Source organism: Pseudarthrobacter sp. HLT1-3 (assembly GCF_059383535.1).
Window position 1 is genome coordinate 91,660 of the sequence record NZ_JBWZCJ010000004.1, and the last position, 14,181, is coordinate 105,840.

General features: G+C 64.4%; 13 protein-coding genes and 2 tRNA genes. 9 read left to right on the forward strand and 6 right to left on the reverse strand.

Going from position 1 to position 14,181, the window contains the following annotated elements:
* The first annotated feature begins 35 nt into the window (after positions 1-35).
* From gyrA to AC50X9_RS05085, 5 genes are all read left to right on the forward strand, one after another.
* Positions 36-2,807 carry a DNA gyrase subunit A gene (gyrA, locus tag AC50X9_RS05065; protein WP_494890925.1) on the forward strand — a complete coding sequence of 924 codons (2,772 nt, stop codon included), beginning with the start codon at positions 36-38 and terminating at the stop codon, positions 2,805-2,807.
* On the forward strand, positions 2,804-3,433 hold the full coding sequence (locus tag AC50X9_RS05070; protein WP_494890927.1) for a DUF3566 domain-containing protein: 630 nt from the start codon (positions 2,804-2,806) through the stop codon (positions 3,431-3,433). Before gyrA ends, AC50X9_RS05070 begins: the two co-directional genes overlap by 4 nt.
* Positions 3,434-3,531: 98 nt before the next feature.
* A tRNA-Ile gene (locus AC50X9_RS05075) sits at positions 3,532-3,605 on the forward strand.
* Between the two features lie 70 nt (positions 3,606-3,675).
* Entirely contained in the window at positions 3,676-3,792 is a 117-nt protein-coding gene (locus AC50X9_RS05080) for a DLW-39 family protein (protein WP_494890929.1), read from the forward strand.
* A gap of 72 nt (positions 3,793-3,864) precedes the next feature.
* Positions 3,865-3,940 (forward strand) — tRNA-Ala (locus AC50X9_RS05085).
* Positions 3,941-4,044: 104 nt separating this feature from the next.
* On the opposite strand, the gene AC50X9_RS05090 is transcribed toward AC50X9_RS05085, so the two are convergent.
* Positions 4,045-4,413, reverse strand: a complete 369-nt coding sequence (locus tag AC50X9_RS05090; RefSeq protein ID WP_494890931.1) for a cupin domain-containing protein — start codon at positions 4,411-4,413, stop codon at positions 4,045-4,047.
* Between the two features lie 109 nt (positions 4,414-4,522).
* On the opposite strand from AC50X9_RS05090, the gene AC50X9_RS05095 reads away from it, so the two are divergent.
* The gene (locus AC50X9_RS05095; protein WP_494890933.1) at positions 4,523-5,437 is read left to right on the forward strand and encodes a DMT family transporter; all 915 of its coding nucleotides are present in this window, start codon (positions 4,523-4,525) and stop codon (positions 5,435-5,437) included.
* 49 nt (positions 5,438-5,486) lie between these two features.
* Here the strand turns inward: AC50X9_RS05095 and AC50X9_RS05100 are convergent, their stop codons facing one another.
* Complete coding sequence (locus AC50X9_RS05100; RefSeq protein ID WP_494890935.1) at positions 5,487-6,362, reverse strand: glycosyltransferase family 2 protein; 876 nt, start codon at positions 6,360-6,362, stop codon at positions 5,487-5,489.
* A 153-nt stretch (positions 6,363-6,515) separates the two neighbouring features.
* Positions 6,516-7,508: a hypothetical protein gene (locus tag AC50X9_RS05105; protein ID WP_494890937.1), complete on the reverse strand. Its 993-nt coding sequence runs from the start codon at positions 7,506-7,508 to the stop codon at positions 6,516-6,518.
* 156 nt (positions 7,509-7,664) lie between these two features.
* On the opposite strand from AC50X9_RS05105, the gene AC50X9_RS05110 reads away from it, so the two are divergent.
* Together AC50X9_RS05110 and AC50X9_RS05115 are read left to right on the forward strand one after the other, a co-directional pair.
* The gene (locus AC50X9_RS05110) at positions 7,665-8,210 is read left to right on the forward strand and encodes a peptidylprolyl isomerase (protein WP_494890943.1); all 546 of its coding nucleotides are present in this window, start codon (positions 7,665-7,667) and stop codon (positions 8,208-8,210) included.
* 8 nt (positions 8,211-8,218) lie between these two features.
* Positions 8,219-9,100 (forward strand): rhomboid family intramembrane serine protease, encoded by an 882-nt coding sequence (locus AC50X9_RS05115; protein WP_494890947.1) that lies wholly within the window; start codon positions 8,219-8,221, stop codon positions 9,098-9,100.
* Positions 9,101-10,368: 1,268 nt separating this feature from the next.
* On the opposite strand, the gene AC50X9_RS05120 is transcribed toward AC50X9_RS05115, so the two are convergent.
* The gene (locus tag AC50X9_RS05120; protein WP_494890949.1) at positions 10,369-10,971 is read right to left on the reverse strand and encodes a DNA-3-methyladenine glycosylase I; all 603 of its coding nucleotides are present in this window, start codon (positions 10,969-10,971) and stop codon (positions 10,369-10,371) included.
* Positions 10,972-11,089: 118 nt separating this feature from the next.
* Positions 11,090-11,344 (reverse strand): cell division protein CrgA, encoded by a 255-nt coding sequence (locus tag AC50X9_RS05125; protein ID WP_494890951.1) that lies wholly within the window; start codon positions 11,342-11,344, stop codon positions 11,090-11,092.
* Positions 11,345-11,529: 185 nt separating this feature from the next.
* On the opposite strand from AC50X9_RS05125, the gene AC50X9_RS05130 reads away from it, so the two are divergent.
* Complete coding sequence (locus AC50X9_RS05130; RefSeq protein WP_494890953.1) at positions 11,530-12,171, forward strand: aminodeoxychorismate/anthranilate synthase component II; 642 nt, start codon at positions 11,530-11,532, stop codon at positions 12,169-12,171.
* Between the two features lie 52 nt (positions 12,172-12,223).
* Here the strand turns inward: AC50X9_RS05130 and pknB are convergent, their stop codons facing one another.
* Positions 12,224-14,176: a Stk1 family PASTA domain-containing Ser/Thr kinase gene (pknB, locus tag AC50X9_RS05135; protein WP_494890955.1), complete on the reverse strand. Its 1,953-nt coding sequence runs from the start codon at positions 14,174-14,176 to the stop codon at positions 12,224-12,226.
* Positions 14,177-14,181: the final 5 nt, after the last annotated feature.

Sequence of the window (14,181 nt, forward strand, 5' to 3'; positions counted from 1 at the left end):
GGACCGATATATACCTGAAACGGAAAATATAGACTATGAGTGACGAAACTCCCGAAGTTCCGGCCGGACCGGCCGATGCTGAGCCCGTCGTTGAGGGCCTGGTCCTCGACACGGATGTCCTGACCGACCGCGTTGAACAGGTGGACCTGCAGACGGAAATGCAGCGTTCGTACCTCGATTACGCGATGGCCGTCATTGTGGGCCGAGCCCTTCCGGATGTCCGCGACGGACTTAAGCCCGTCCACCGCCGGGTGCTGTACGCGATGTTCGACGGCGGCTACCGCCCGGAGCGGTCCTTCAATAAGTGCGCCCGTGTGGTTGGCGAAGTCATGGGCCAGTACCACCCGCATGGCGACACCGCCATCTACGATGCGCTGGTCCGGCTGATCCAGGACTGGACCATGCGGTATCCGCTGGCGCTGGGTCAGGGCAACTTCGGTTCTCCCGGCAACGACGGCGCGGCAGCGCCGCGGTACACCGAAACCAAAATGGCACCCCTGGCCATGGAGATGGTCCGCGACATCGACGAGGAAACCGTCGATTTCCAGGACAACTACGACGGCAAGAACCAGGAACCCACCATCCTGCCGGCCCGTTTCCCAAACCTCCTGGTCAATGGCTCCTCGGGCATCGCAGTCGGTATGGCCACCAATATCCCGCCGCACAACCTCCGCGAGGTTGCCGACGGGGTCCAGTGGTACCTGGCTAACCCGACCGCGAGCCGCGAAGAGCTGCTCGAAGAGCTGATCGTCCGCATCAAGGGCCCAGACTTCCCGACCGGCGCCACCATCCTGGGCCACAAGGGGATCGAGGACGCCTACCGCACCGGACGCGGCTCGATCACCATGCGCGCTGTGGTCAATGTGGAGGAACTCCAGGGACGCACCTGCCTGGTGGTCACCGAGCTGCCGTACCAGGCCAACCCGGACAACCTGGCGATCAAAATTGCCGAGCTCGTCAAGGACGGCAAGGTCTCGGGCATCGCCGACCTGCGCGACGAAACGTCGGGACGCACCGGCCAGCGCCTCGTGATCGTGCTCAAGCGCGACGCCGTCGCCAAGGTTGTGCTCAACAACCTCTACAAGCACACCCAGCTGCAGGACAACTTCGCGGCCAACATGCTGGCGATCGTCGACGGCGTGCCCCGCACCCTGAGCCTCGACGCTTTCATCCGCCACTGGGTCACACACCAGCTCGACGTCATTGCACGCCGGACCCGCTATCGCCTCCGCAAGGCCGAAGAAGAAGCGCACATCCTGCGCGCTCTCCTCAAGGCGCTCGACGCGCTCGACGAAGTCATCGCACTGATCCGGGCATCGAACACCACCGAGGCGGCCCGCGACGGGCTGATGCAGCTCCTGGACATCGATGAGCTTCAGGCCCGTGCCATCCTGGACATGCAGTTGCGCCGGCTCGCGGCACTGGAACGCCAGAAGATCCAGGACCGCCACTCCGAACTCGAATCCATGATCACCGAGTTCAACTCGATCCTGGCCTCAGAGGTGCGCCAGCGCGAGATCATCAGCACCGAGCTGGCCGAGATCGTGGCCAAGCACGGCGATGACCGCCGCACCAAGGTCCTGCTGGGCTTCGACGGCGACATGTCGATGGAGGACCTGATTCCCGAAGAGGAAATGGTCGTCACCATCACCCGCGGTGGTTACGTCAAGCGCACCCGCAGCGACAACTACCGTTCGCAGCAGCGCGGCGGCAAGGGCATCAAGGGTGCACAGCTGCGCGGCGACGACGTCGTCGAGCACTTCTTCGTGACCACCACCCACCACTGGCTGTTGTTCTTCACGAACCTTGGCCGGGTGTACCGGGCCAAGGCGTACGAACTCGTGGAGGCCGGGCGCGATGCCAAGGGGCAGCACGTGGCGAACCTGCTTGCCTTCCAGCCGGACGAGCACATCGCCCAGGTGCTGGACCTGCGGGATTACCAGCAATCGCCGTACCTGGTCCTGGCCACCAAGCGCGGCCTCGTGAAGAAGACCCGGCTGGAGGACTACGACACCAACCGCTCCGCCGGAGTTATCGCGATCAACCTGCGCGACGGCGACGAGCTGGTCTCCGCCCAGCTGGTTTCCGAGACGGATGACCTGATGCTCGTCTCCCGGATGGGACAGTCGATCCGCTTCACGGCCACGGATGAGGCCCTGCGGCCGATGGGCCGGGCAACGTCCGGCGTCACCGGCATGAAATTCCGCGAGGACGACGAGCTGCTGGCGGCCGACGTCGTCACGGACGGCTCGTTCGTTTTTGTCGTGACCGAGGGCGGCTACGCCAAGCGCACCGCCGTGGAGGAATACCGTTTGCAGGGCCGTGGCGGCCTGGGTATCAAGGTGGGCAAGTACCAGGAGGAGCGCGGCCACCTCGTGGGCGCCCTGATCGTCCAGGAAGAAGATGAGGTCCTGGTGGTCATGGAAGGAGGCAAGGTTGTCCGTTCCTCCGTGGCCGGAGTGCCCGCCAAGGGCCGCGACACCATGGGGGTCATCTTCGCCAAGCCGGACAAGAATGACCGCATCATCGAGGTGGCGCGCAACAGCGAACGCGGACTGGAAACGGACGACCCGGCCGAAGGCGAAGATACCGGTGAAGATACAGCCGAGGACACAGGCGTGGATACGGCCGAAGTTGCAGACGTGGCTGCCGAAAGTCAGGCATCGGCGCCGGATGACGTAACGTTGGCTGAAGATACCGGATCACATGAGGGGTCCGCAGCGGAAGAATCAGCACCGGCCCCGGAGTCAGATGAGTCATCAGGCAATGCCGAGCTGGACGAAGACAACACCGGAGGTAACGAGTGAGTAATTCCGACTCATATCCCAAGTCGAGCAGCGGCGTTCCCGGCGGCGTGCGGCAGCCCACCGCCGCACCGCGGGTAGGTGCGCCGTCGCGTCCCGAGCAGCGTCCCGGGGTACCGGGGAGCGTCAACGGCGCGGACCAGCGGCCTCCCGCTCCGGGCCAGCGTCCCGCGCAGGGACGCCCCGTGACGCCGGGCCAGCGCCCGGCGACGCCGGGCCAGGGCCAGGGCACGGCCGGGCTGATCAAGCCGGCACCCAAGGCTAAAGTCCGCCGCGCCCGCCTGCTGGTGAGCAAGGTTGACCCCTGGTCGGTGCTGAAGATGGCCTTCCTGCTGTCCGTGGCCCTGGGCATCGTGACCGTCGTGGCCGCAATCGTGCTCTGGACGGTCCTGGACCTGACCGGGATTTTCGATCAGGTCGATGGCCTGCTGGGAACCCTGGCTGGCTCAGAGGGCGGTGGCTTCGAATTGAAGAAGGTTGCCTCGCTCGGTCAGGTGGCATCCTTCGCCACCATCATCGCCGTCATCAACGTCGTGCTGCTGACGGCGCTCTCGATGCTCTCGGCGGTGCTGTACAACATCTCAGCCACCCTCGTGGGCGGCATCGGCGTCACCCTTACGGACGACTAAAACCCGTAGTTTTTCCGGATTATCTCCGGGGAAATGCCTCGATTTGAGATCGGGTCGGGATGTGCTGTACAGTCATATCTCGGCCCGATGAGGCATCGGGGCGTATAGCTCAGGCGGTTAGAGCGCTTCGCTGATAACGAAGAGGTCCCAGGTTCAAGTCCTGGTACGCCCACGGAATCTGTACTGATTCAAGTGGAGGTTTGGTAGATATTCGTTTATCGCCGAACCAGAACGGGGTGCATGTGAAGAAGTTGCTGGTTATCGCAGCCACGATCGCAGGCGTCCTGCTCTACAAGAAAGTGCAGGAATCCGAGGCCCGGAAAACGGTCTGGAGCGAATCAACCGACAAGGTTGACTAGCCCGGATATCCCCGGATCGGGAGCCGGTAGCGGGTCATCGAACTAGGGTATGATTGTCGGGTTGCTTCTTATGGGGGCATGGCGCAATTGGTAGCGCACCTGCTTTGCAAGCAGGGGGTTCGGGGTTCGAGTCCCCGTGCCTCCACCATAAGAAAGGCCCCGGACAGCGGAAACGCGGTCCGGGGCCTTTTGCATGCCCGGTACCTTCGGGCTCGCCCGGGAACTCTCAGGTCCGGGAGTAAACGCCCGGGCTTACTCCTTGGGCTTAGCGTAGTCGTCCATGCCTTGCCAGTCGATAAAAACGTAGGGCTCGTCCCCGACAACCCACGCATCGTGACCCGGCGGGATCACCCCGAAGTCACCGGGGCCGAACTCGTTCTCCTCGCCGTCGTCCATCACGACCTTGAGGTGGCCCGAAATCGTGTAGCCCTTGTGGGCAACCATGCAGCTGTCCGTCTGGGCGATCGGCTTGACGTGCTGGGACCACTTCCAGCCAGGCAGGAATGTCACCCGTGAAACGGCACCGGCGTCGAGATTGACGAGCTCCACCTGGCCCATCCCGTCTTTGACGGGGCGGGTTTCCTCAGGATGGTCCAGGCTCTTGCGGATGGTTGAAGCCATGATGGTCTCCTTCGTGGATGATGGTGAGACCGGATTTAAGACTGGCACCGCCGCCGGGGACGGTCAAGGCTGCGCCTGCTGTCCCCTCTCGTCCCACTACTGTGGGACCGTGAACTTCTTCCTTGCCGCCCTGGGCGTTCTCGGTGTGGCCTCCTCCGGCCCGCTTATTGCCGCCACCCTGGGAGCCACCTCGGTCAGTGCCCTGGCGATCGCCTTTTGGCGCAACGCGATCGGATCGGTCGTCATGGCCGGGCCCGTGCTGGTGCGGAACCCGCGGCAGTTCAGCCGGGTGACCGGCAGGGAGTTCCGCTGGTCGCTGGCCGCGGCTGTCGCCCTGGCGCTGCACTTCGCCTGCTTCATCACGTCCCTGCAGTTGACCTCGGTCGCAGCGGCCACCGCGCTGGTCTGCCTGCAGTCGGGCTGGATCGCCATCTTCCAGCTCTTCCGGGGCGTCAGGCACCGCTGGCCGGTCCTGGCAGGCCTCGGGCTCGCCTTCGGCGGCGTCATCGTGATCACCGGCTTCGACATGGGCAGCTCGCCGGAGGCGCTGCTGGGCGACCTCCTGGCGGTCGCCGGCGGTGCCCTCGCGGGCATCTACACCCTGGCAGGCGGCAAGGCGCGCCAGACCATGGGGACGGGTATCTACACCACCCTCTGCTACGGGATGTGCGCGGCCGTCGTCGCGGTGCTGGCACTGGTCTCCCAGCAGCCCCTGGCCGGATTCGAAGCCGCCGGCTGGCTGGGCATCCTGGCGATTACGGTGTGCGCGCAGCTGATCGGGCACACGGCCTTCAACCACCTGCTCGCCACAATGAGTCCGCTGCTGGTTTCGATGATCATTCTGCTGGAGATCCCCGGTGCCGCGCTGCTCGCTGCGGCGTTCCTGTCCGAGACCCTGCCGGCCGGCACCTATGCCGGCCTGGCGCTGATCCTGGTGGGGCTCGCCGTCGTCGTCCTGGGGCAGCGCAGCTCCCGCTCCGTGCGGTGCCGTGCGGCCACGCTGGCGGAGCTGGGCACCGACTGACTTTCGGAGCTGGGGGCCGGAAGTCTTTCGATGGCGGGCACCGGAAGTGCTACTGGCCGCCGCGCCGGACGGGCTGGGCCGTGTTGACGGTGTGGATCGCGCGGAGCAGCTTTGCCGGGAAATACACCGAGAAGAAGACGACCATGGGGGCCTTCAACGCCATCTTCTTGACGTTGTGCGCTTTGTACGTGCGGTCGAAGCGCGTCACGTAGTAGCGGTAGTCGCGGGGAGAATCCTCCAGCCGGCGGGCGGACATTCCGGAGACCATCTGCGGCCAGTACTGGATCCGGAGCTCGTGGTCGGCCAGGTGCAGGGACAAATCGATGTCCTCGTGCATCTCGTCCTTCTCGTCCCGGCACGTCTCGGTCCGGATGACTTCCCACGCTGAGCGGCGGAGGGCCATGTTGGAGCCAAAGAGAAAGTGGTACTGGTGTTTGGCGAGCTTGAGCATCAGCTGCCGCATCTTGTCGTCGGCCTTCAGACCGAAGCGCCGCATCGGCATGTCGTAGTAGACCACCGGACCGGTCGCGGCGTGCACGGCCTGGTCGCGGAAGGCCTTCTGCACCTGTTCGACCCAGTCGGGCTCAAGCACGGAATCGGCGTCGATCCGGCCGAGGATGTCACCCGTGGCTTGGTCGAGGCCGTAGTTGCGGGTGGGGATCAGACCCTGGTCCGTGTCCTGGCTGAGCAGGATGATGGGGCTTTCGGGATATTCCATCTGCATCTGCCGGACGATGTCGGCGGTGCGGTCCTTCGACATGTTGTCCACAACGATGATCTCGTGGGCCGGGACAGACTGGTACACGGCGGCAATGAGGCACTGCCGGATGACGCTTTCCTCGTTGTAGGCGGGGATGACAATGGACACAGCCGGGGTCTGCACGGCGTCGTGTAAGGCATCCTCAGCGGATTTTTCGGGTGACATCTCCACAAATTTAGCACCATCGGCGTGTCCCCGGCCCGGTGCCGGGCAGAGACCCGGCTACGAACTGGTAAACATCGTGCGCACAAGAAGGGAGGGACCCCGCCTAGCGGAATCCCTCCCTCAATGCTGCCCGCGGGCAGCATTCTGGCTGTTTTAGGCGCCGGTGTTCTTGTCCGTGCCGTTGTTGCGGCTGGCGGCGATGTTCCGGACCGCAGTCTTCGCGTCGGTGGCCACCTTGGCAGACGTGTCCTGGGTGTCCTCGACAGCGTCCGTGGCCGCGTGCTTGGCGGTGTCCGCGGTGTCTGCTGCGGACTCGGCTACCTCAGCCGAAGCATCCGCTGCGTCGTCCGCGGCTGCCACCGTCGCTGCGCCGGCCGTGTCAGCGGTGCCCTTGACGGATTCCTCAACTGAATCCTTGACCTCGTTGACGGTCGTGGCCGAAACGGGGGCCGGTGTCACCGGAGCCGGCGTTTTCCACGGATCCTCGACCGGCTGGGAAGCCTTCCAGGCGGCCACACCGGCAGCCACCGCCGCGGCAATGACGCCAAAGACCAGCCATCCGCGGTGCTTGGGCTTCTCCGGCTTGCCCAGTTCGACGCCGACGGCCTTGCCGGCCTGGTTTGCAGCACCCTTCAGGCGTCCCCCGGCCGTCTTCGCCTGCTCCTGGACGGTGTGGATAATCCCCACGTCGCCCAGCTTCTGCGCGACCGCATCCACATGGCCCGGCGCGCTTTCCAGCGTCCGGTGCACAGCGTCGGAGGCGTGGCCGATCTGGTCCGAGAGCCTCGGCAGGTATTCGACGACGACCCGGTCGCGTGCGTTTGCGATGACTGGCGTCGCCTTGTCCAGGGCACCATGCAGGCGCGGTGCGGCACCCTCGACGGCGTCGTGGATCTTGGGCGCGAGGTGAGCCAATCCGTCCTGGATGCGCGGCGTTACGGTGGCGACTCCGTCGGCGAGGTTGTAGGCCGCCGACTTGAGGCCTTCCTGGATCTTGGGAGAAGCAGTATCCAGGCCCTGCTGGATGCGCGGAACAGCCCAGTTGACTGCCGCTTCAACCCGCGGGGTGGCCCATTCCATGGCGTTTTCTACTCCGGTGCTGACTGACTGCTCCAGCTCACGGGCAATTCGATCCGATTTCTTCACAACTACCTCCCGATTAATGTGGCGGTTCTGGTGTTAGCCTACGTGTCCCAGACCTCACCGGCTATTCACCGGGCCCGAATTTGGGCGGATTTCACCCAGCGCGGAACTGGCGGACCGGCCCTTTCTATAGCGGGCCGTCGTGGAAGAATGGGGCGTATGACTGCCATCGCAACTGCAAAAGCAACCATCCACACGAGCCTGGGCGACATTGTCGTCAACCTCTTCGGCAACCACGCCCCCAAGACTGTCGAGAACTTCGTCGGGCTGGCCACCGGCGAGAAGGCCTGGACCCACCCGGAATCCGGCGAGGACAAGACCGGAACGCCGCTCTATGACGGCACCATCTTCCACCGGATCATCAAGGACTTCATGATCCAGGCCGGCGATCCTTTGGGCCGCGGCGTTGGCGGACCGGGCTACAAGTTCGACGATGAAATCCACCCGGAACTGACCTTCAACGAACCGTACAAGCTGGCCATGGCGAACGCCGGCATCCAGATGGGCCGCGGCACCAACGGCTCGCAGTTCTTTATCACCACCATTCCCACCGGCTGGCTGCAGGGCAAGCACAGCATCTTCGGCGAAGTGGCGGACGAGGACTCCAAGAAGGTTGTTGACGCCATCGAGGGTGTCCGCACGGGCATGGGCGACCGCCCGGTCGAGGACGTCACCATCAACAGCATTGATGTAGTAAAGCTCTAAGCCCAGCGATGAGCTACGGAATTCCGGCGGCAGAGCCGTCCGCGCAGATCCCGGTGTGCCCCCGGCACCCGGACCGGCCCGCCTATGTGCGCTGCCAGCGCTGCGGGCGCCCTGCGTGCCCCGACTGCCAGCGGGCGGCCGCCGTCGGATTCCAGTGCGTTGACTGTGTCAACGAAACCAAACGCACGACGCCGGACGTCAAGACCGTCTACGGCGGCGCCGTGGCCACCGGCAAGCCCATGGTCACCGTCGGGATCATCGCCGTCTGCGCAGTAATCTATGTGCTGCAGTGGCTGATCCCCAATGACGGGATCTACCAGAACCTGGCGTTCGCCACCGTGTACGCCACCCCGGAGTACGGGGTCTTCGAACCGTGGCGGATGCTGACCTCTGCCTTCCTTCATTCACAGGACTTCATCCTGCACATCGTCCTGAACATGTACACGCTGTGGATCTTCGGTCAGGCGCTGGAACCATTGCTGGGCCGCATCCGGTTCCTGGCCGTCTACCTGATCTCCGCCCTGGGCGGTTCCGTCGGCTACCTCCTGCTGACCCCCGGCTACATTCCAGGCCAACCGCTGAGCGGCGTGGTCGGCGCCTCGGGTGCGATCTTCGGCCTGTTCGGCGCCATGCTGGTGGTCCAGCGGCACCGCGGCGGCGACACCAGACAACTCTGGGTCCTGATCGCCATAAACGCAGTCATCGGTTTTATGGTCCCCCAGATCGCCTGGCAGGCCCACCTCGGCGGGCTGGTCACCGGCGGCCTGTGTGCTGCCGTCATCGCCTACACACCCCGCGGTCCGCGGCAGGGCCTGCTCCAGGCCGGCGGCCTCGTGGCCGTATTCGCCCTCCTGGTCGCCGCCACCGCCTTCAGAGCGGCCATCGCCTAAACCTGCCGGCAGCATGGACGCCATTCGCCACAGATGGCCGCTATTCGACGTTCCATTGCGGCCATCTGTGACGGATCGGTGACGTGGCGGCCGCATCATCGGCCGCATATCCCGACGATCTGCTTACCCCCAACCACGAAACGGCCCCGCCACTGAGCATGCTCAATGGCGGGGTTTTCTTCGTCCATCCCAGTTAACGGGTGACGACTCTCCAGCCCGGTTACCTGGTGACGACGGTCCGACCCAGTTGCCCGGTGCCGGAGCCCGGTCCAGCTCGAGAAGGACGCGGGTTCCAACGAGTGGGGACTGACGGGTGGAGGCGATTTGGCGGGAGCGCCGTTACGACCACCACGCGAAGGTAACTGCGTGGCAGAAATGCGGTTTTCCACAGCATGATTCACGTTTTCCACAACACGGTCCGACCGCCGAGACAATCACCGCTGCCGCATGCGCGGTTGTTGCCCCACCGGAAAAGGGGTCCCCTACGGTCACTGGAAAAGTTTTCCACAGGCGTTATCCACACTGTTGGTAACTTACACGACTGTAGTTCGTGCAGGCCTTCCGGATCTGAGCGCCAGCACTGGCGATTTTGGTTCGGAGCTGCCGGAGATCTCCACAATTGTGGATAAAGCCTGTGATCAGTCCTGTGGTTAAGTGGAAAACCCGGCCCAACCGGTCATCCAGGAGCCATCAGGGCGATAAAACGGTGCGGACACCCCTGCCTTAGGCCGCCCTGGCAGCGATCCCGGAGGTAGAAGCAAATCTGATTTCAACAAGGTTATTCACAGTGTTAATAACTTGTAGCTCGAAGTGGTTCATCGAAACTTGCCGCTGGTGGCCCTGAAAGCGGCCTCACCACGCCCGGGCGGCAGGGTTATCCCCACCTGTGGATAAGTTGTGGGTAGTGGCGTGTTGTTAAGTGGATAACTTCGCCACGGTCCATGGTGAACCGGGGTTGTCGGAGAAGTTGGGGACCAGCAGACCCAATTAACGGATTATGGCCGCGTACGGGAACTTATCCACAGGCCATCCACAATGTTAATAACTCATGCCACGGTCTGCGCCCAGAGACTGATGCCGGGTTCGCCCTCCTGAAGGCCACTATGCCCGGTAAATAAGTCCTGTGCAGGTGCGTCTGCAGGAAGTTATCAACAAATGTGGATAACTTTTACCGACTTGTGCACAGCAGTGAAGAATTGAGGGTGCCCGCGAACCTGAAGTGCAAGGGCCGAGAAACCTGAAGTGCAAGGGCAGAGAGCCCAGATGCCTCAGCGGGGCCAGATGCCTGAGCTGCCGCGGCGGTGGCTGTCCAGCAGGTGGGTGTCGACGATGCCGATCGCTTCCATCAGGGCATACATCGTCGTGGGCCCGACAAAAGCGAAGCCACGCTTCCGCAGCGCCTTGGACAGCGCGACGGACTCTGGCGAGGTGGTGGGGATCTCCCCGTGGTTGGACGGCTCCGGCGTGGATGCCGGCTGGAAGGACCACACGAACTCAACCAGTCCGCCGTCGTCCCTGAGGGCAATGGTGGCCTGGGCATTGGTAATGGCGGCCCGGATCTTAAGCCGGTTGCGGACGATTCCCGCATCCATCATCAGGCGCTCGACATCCGTTTCCGAGAAAGCGGCGACGGTCTCTGGATGAAAGCCGTGGAAGGCGGTCCGGAACGCTGGCCGCTTCCGGAGAATGGTGGCCCAGGACAGTCCAGCCTGGAAGGCCTCGAGGCTGATGCGCTCATAGAGGCCCTGCTCGTCGCGTACCGGGATTCCCCACTCGGTGTCATAGTAGGCCTGGAGCATCGGATCCACGGCCGCCCAGGGCGGACGGGCCAGGCCGTCGTCGCCGATCACCGATCCGGTTACTGCGGCCATACGGACTCCCTCGGTTCATCTTCTTCGTTACAGCATTATCGCCGCCGGGAGGCTCCAGGGTTAACGCGAAAGACCGGCACACAGGATGTACCGGTCTTTCCTCAGTTGCGTGCGGGCGTCAGGAGCGCCAGCGGGTGGTCATCAGGAATCCGATAATGGCGATACCAAAGCCGGCGACGATGTTCCCCGATCCCCAGGCGGCGACCGGAAGGGCGCCTTCGCTGATGTAGAAGGTGATGATCCACAGGAGGCCGATGATCATCAGACCGAACATCACCGGCTTGAACCAGACCGGGTTCGGCTTGTTCGCGCGGGCGGTGGAAGTCTGCGTCGTGGCGGGGGTGGTGCTTTTGCGGCGCTTTGACTCGGGCACGGGTCCTCCTAGGCGGCTGGAACAGGAGCGGGACCTGGCTTGATATCCTGCAAGAAGGAATACACCGGCGGTCAACGCGCTCCTGGTCACGTTTGAGTTCTTATTCGGAGCCAATTCTAGCGGTACGTCAGGCCGCAGGGGTGTCCGTAAATCACTGAACCAACGATTGGTACGGCAAGGCACCCATGAGCACAACCAAGATCCTCGTCGTCGACAACTACGACAGCTTTGTGTACACCCTGGTCGGGTATCTTCAGGAGCTCGGCGCGGAGACCACGGTGGTCCGCAACGACGACGTCACCCTGGCCGAGGCGATCGATCTCGCAGAAGCGCGCGACGGCGTCCTCATCTCGCCGGGTCCGGGAAATCCCGCCGGAGCAGGGGTCTGCATAGAGCTGATCAAGTGGTGCGGCAGCCACAACAAACCAATGCTGGGTGTCTGCCTGGGCCACCAGGCACTGGCGGAAGCCTACGGGGGAACAGTCACGCATGCGCCGGAGCTGATGCACGGCAAGACGTCCCTCGTGGAGCACCGCGGCGGCAGTGTCTTCGCCGGACTGCCTTCGCCCTTCACGGCCACCCGTTACCATTCCCTTGCCGCTGTCCGCGAGAGCATCCCGGACGTCCTGGAGATCACGGCGGAAACCGGGACCGGGGTGGTGATGGGGCTGCAGCACCGCACCGCACCGCTCTGCGGGGTGCAGTTCCACCCGGAGTCCGTGCTGACCGAAGGCGGCTACCAGATGCTTGGGAACTGGCTCGAATCCCTCGGCATGGCCGGTGCGGCCCAGCGTGCAGCGGCGCTAAGCCCGCTCATTAAGCACTAGCGCAGGCGCTAAGCCCTAACGCAAAAGAGGGCCGGGGAAAGCTCCGGCCTTCCTAGTCGCCTTTAGTGGACGTCGGGGTCGGCGTCGGAGTAGGGGTCGGGGTCGGTTCCGGCGGGGGCGGCGGAGCCTTGGCCACGGTGACGGTGACCGTCTTTCCCTGCTCCACCAGGGCCTCTGCGGCGTCAGCCTGCCCGGTGACCTTTCCCGGCTCCACCTGCGAGTTTTCCACTTCCGTGGCGTTGAGGCCGAGGCCAAGGGCCTTCAGCGCCGCCTCCGCTTCGGCCAGCGGGAGCCCGACGAGCTGGGGAACCGCCACCTTGCCGGTGGACACGATGAGCTCCACCGTGCTGCCCGCGGCCACATTCTGGCCCGGCGCAGGGTTGGTCGTAATCACGATGCCCGCCGGCGCTGTGGGGTGATTGGCCATGGTGGTGCCCGGGGCTCCGGCGAGACCCTTCTGGCGCAGGACATCTCGCGCGGCAGCCTCGGTGCGCCCCGGCAGGTCGGCCGGGATGGTAATGACGCTGGGGCCTTCAGAGATGTTGAGAGTGATGGCCGAATCGGGGTCCAGTGAGGCACCTGTTGCCGGGACCGTGCCGACGGCGATGCCCTTGGCTATCGTCTCGTGCTGCATTCGGTTGAGCTGGGGTTTCAACCCGGCGTTGTAGAGCTTCTGCAGGGCCTCAGTCTCCGTCAGCGACGCCACCGATGGCACCAGGACCTTGGCAACCGGCGGTGGCGCCTGGTTCATCAGGTTATAGAGCCACAGGCCACCGCCCGCCAGTACCAGGACCGTGACGAGCACCAGCGCAGTGGTCCAGGTACGGCGGCGGGACCGCTGGCGCTCGGTGTGCTCACGCCCTGGCGGCAGCACCAGCGGCAGGTTCCCGGTATCCTCGGCGCCATAGGCGACGCTGTGGGCCATCAGGGTGTTGTCATCATCCGCCAACGTGTCGTCGGCCGGCCGGAGCCGGCCCGAGGGGGTGTCGTCGAGAAACTTCGCACCGGTCACCGAGAAAGCGGCCGTCGGTGCGCTGTCCGGCGTCGGGACCGTGTCATGGGGATCGGTGGGAGCCTCGCTGGCAAGCGGAGCGGCGACACCGACACCACTGCGCGCTGCCCGCAGGGCGCGGCGGAAAGCTGCCGCATCCTGGAAACGGTCCGCACGGTTCTTCTGCAAGGCCTTCATCAGCACACTGTCCAGAGCCTCGGAGATGTCCGGATTCAGGCTGCTGGCGAGTTCGGGGATTTCGCGCACATGCTGGTAGGCCACGGAAACGGGGCTGTCGCCGATGAACGGGGGACGCCCGGTCAGCATCTCGTAGAGGAGGCAGCCGGCGGAGTAGAGGTCGCTGCGGGCGTCTACGGTCTCGCCGCGGGCCTGCTCGGGTGACAGGTACTGGGCAGTTCCAACCACGGCCTGGGTTTGGGTCATGGTTGCTGATGAGTCGGCCATGGCGCGGGCAATCCCGAAGTCCATTACCTTCACGCTGTTGGAATCCGGGCAGAACATCACATTCGCCGGTTTGATATCGCGGTGCACGATTCCGGCCTTGTGGCTGTAGTCCAGGGCGGCGAGCACGCCCAGGGAGAAATCGATCGCCTGGTCGATGCTGACTTCTTTGGCCCGGATCAGGTCCCGGATCGTCGTTCCCTTGACGAACTCCATCACGATGTACGGCACCCGGATTGTGTCCGCGTGGTCACCGGGGACCGCATCGTCGCCGGTGTCATAGATGGCAACGATCGAGGAATGGTTCAGCGCGGCGACCGCCTGCGCCTCCCGCTTGAACCTGGCCTGGAACTGGGGGTCCCGGGCCAGGTCGGGGCGCAGCAGCTTGACGGCCACAGTGCGTCCAAGGCGGGTGTCGGTGCCGCGGAAAACGTCGGCCATGCCGCCGCGGCCGATCAGCTCACCCAACTCATAGCGTCCGCTGAGGACGCGCTGGGTGTTCACGGGGCCGCCCTCCTCACGGTGGGAAGGGGTGCGGGCTGACTCTGACATGGTGT

Bases quoted from the DNA above. Each gene is read 5' to 3' on its own strand.
- gyrA (WP_494890925.1), top strand. From the start codon at position 36: ATGAGTGACGAAACTCCCGAAGTTCCGGCCGGACCGGCCGATGCTGAG.
- AC50X9_RS05090 (WP_494890931.1), bottom strand. From the start codon at position 4,413: ATGGCTTCAACCATCCGCAAGAGCCTGGACCATCCTGAGGAAACCCGC.
- AC50X9_RS05100 (WP_494890935.1), bottom strand. From the start codon at position 6,362: ATGTCACCCGAAAAATCCGCTGAGGATGCCTTACACGACGCCGTGCAG.
- AC50X9_RS05110 (WP_494890943.1), top strand. From the start codon at position 7,665: ATGACTGCCATCGCAACTGCAAAAGCAACCATCCACACGAGCCTGGGC.
- AC50X9_RS05115 (WP_494890947.1), top strand. From the start codon at position 8,219: ATGAGCTACGGAATTCCGGCGGCAGAGCCGTCCGCGCAGATCCCGGTG.
- AC50X9_RS05120 (WP_494890949.1), bottom strand. From the start codon at position 10,971: ATGGCCGCAGTAACCGGATCGGTGATCGGCGACGACGGCCTGGCCCGT.
- AC50X9_RS05130 (WP_494890953.1), top strand. From the start codon at position 11,530: ATGAGCACAACCAAGATCCTCGTCGTCGACAACTACGACAGCTTTGTG.
- pknB (WP_494890955.1), bottom strand. From the start codon at position 14,176: ATGTCAGAGTCAGCCCGCACCCCTTCCCACCGTGAGGAGGGCGGCCCC.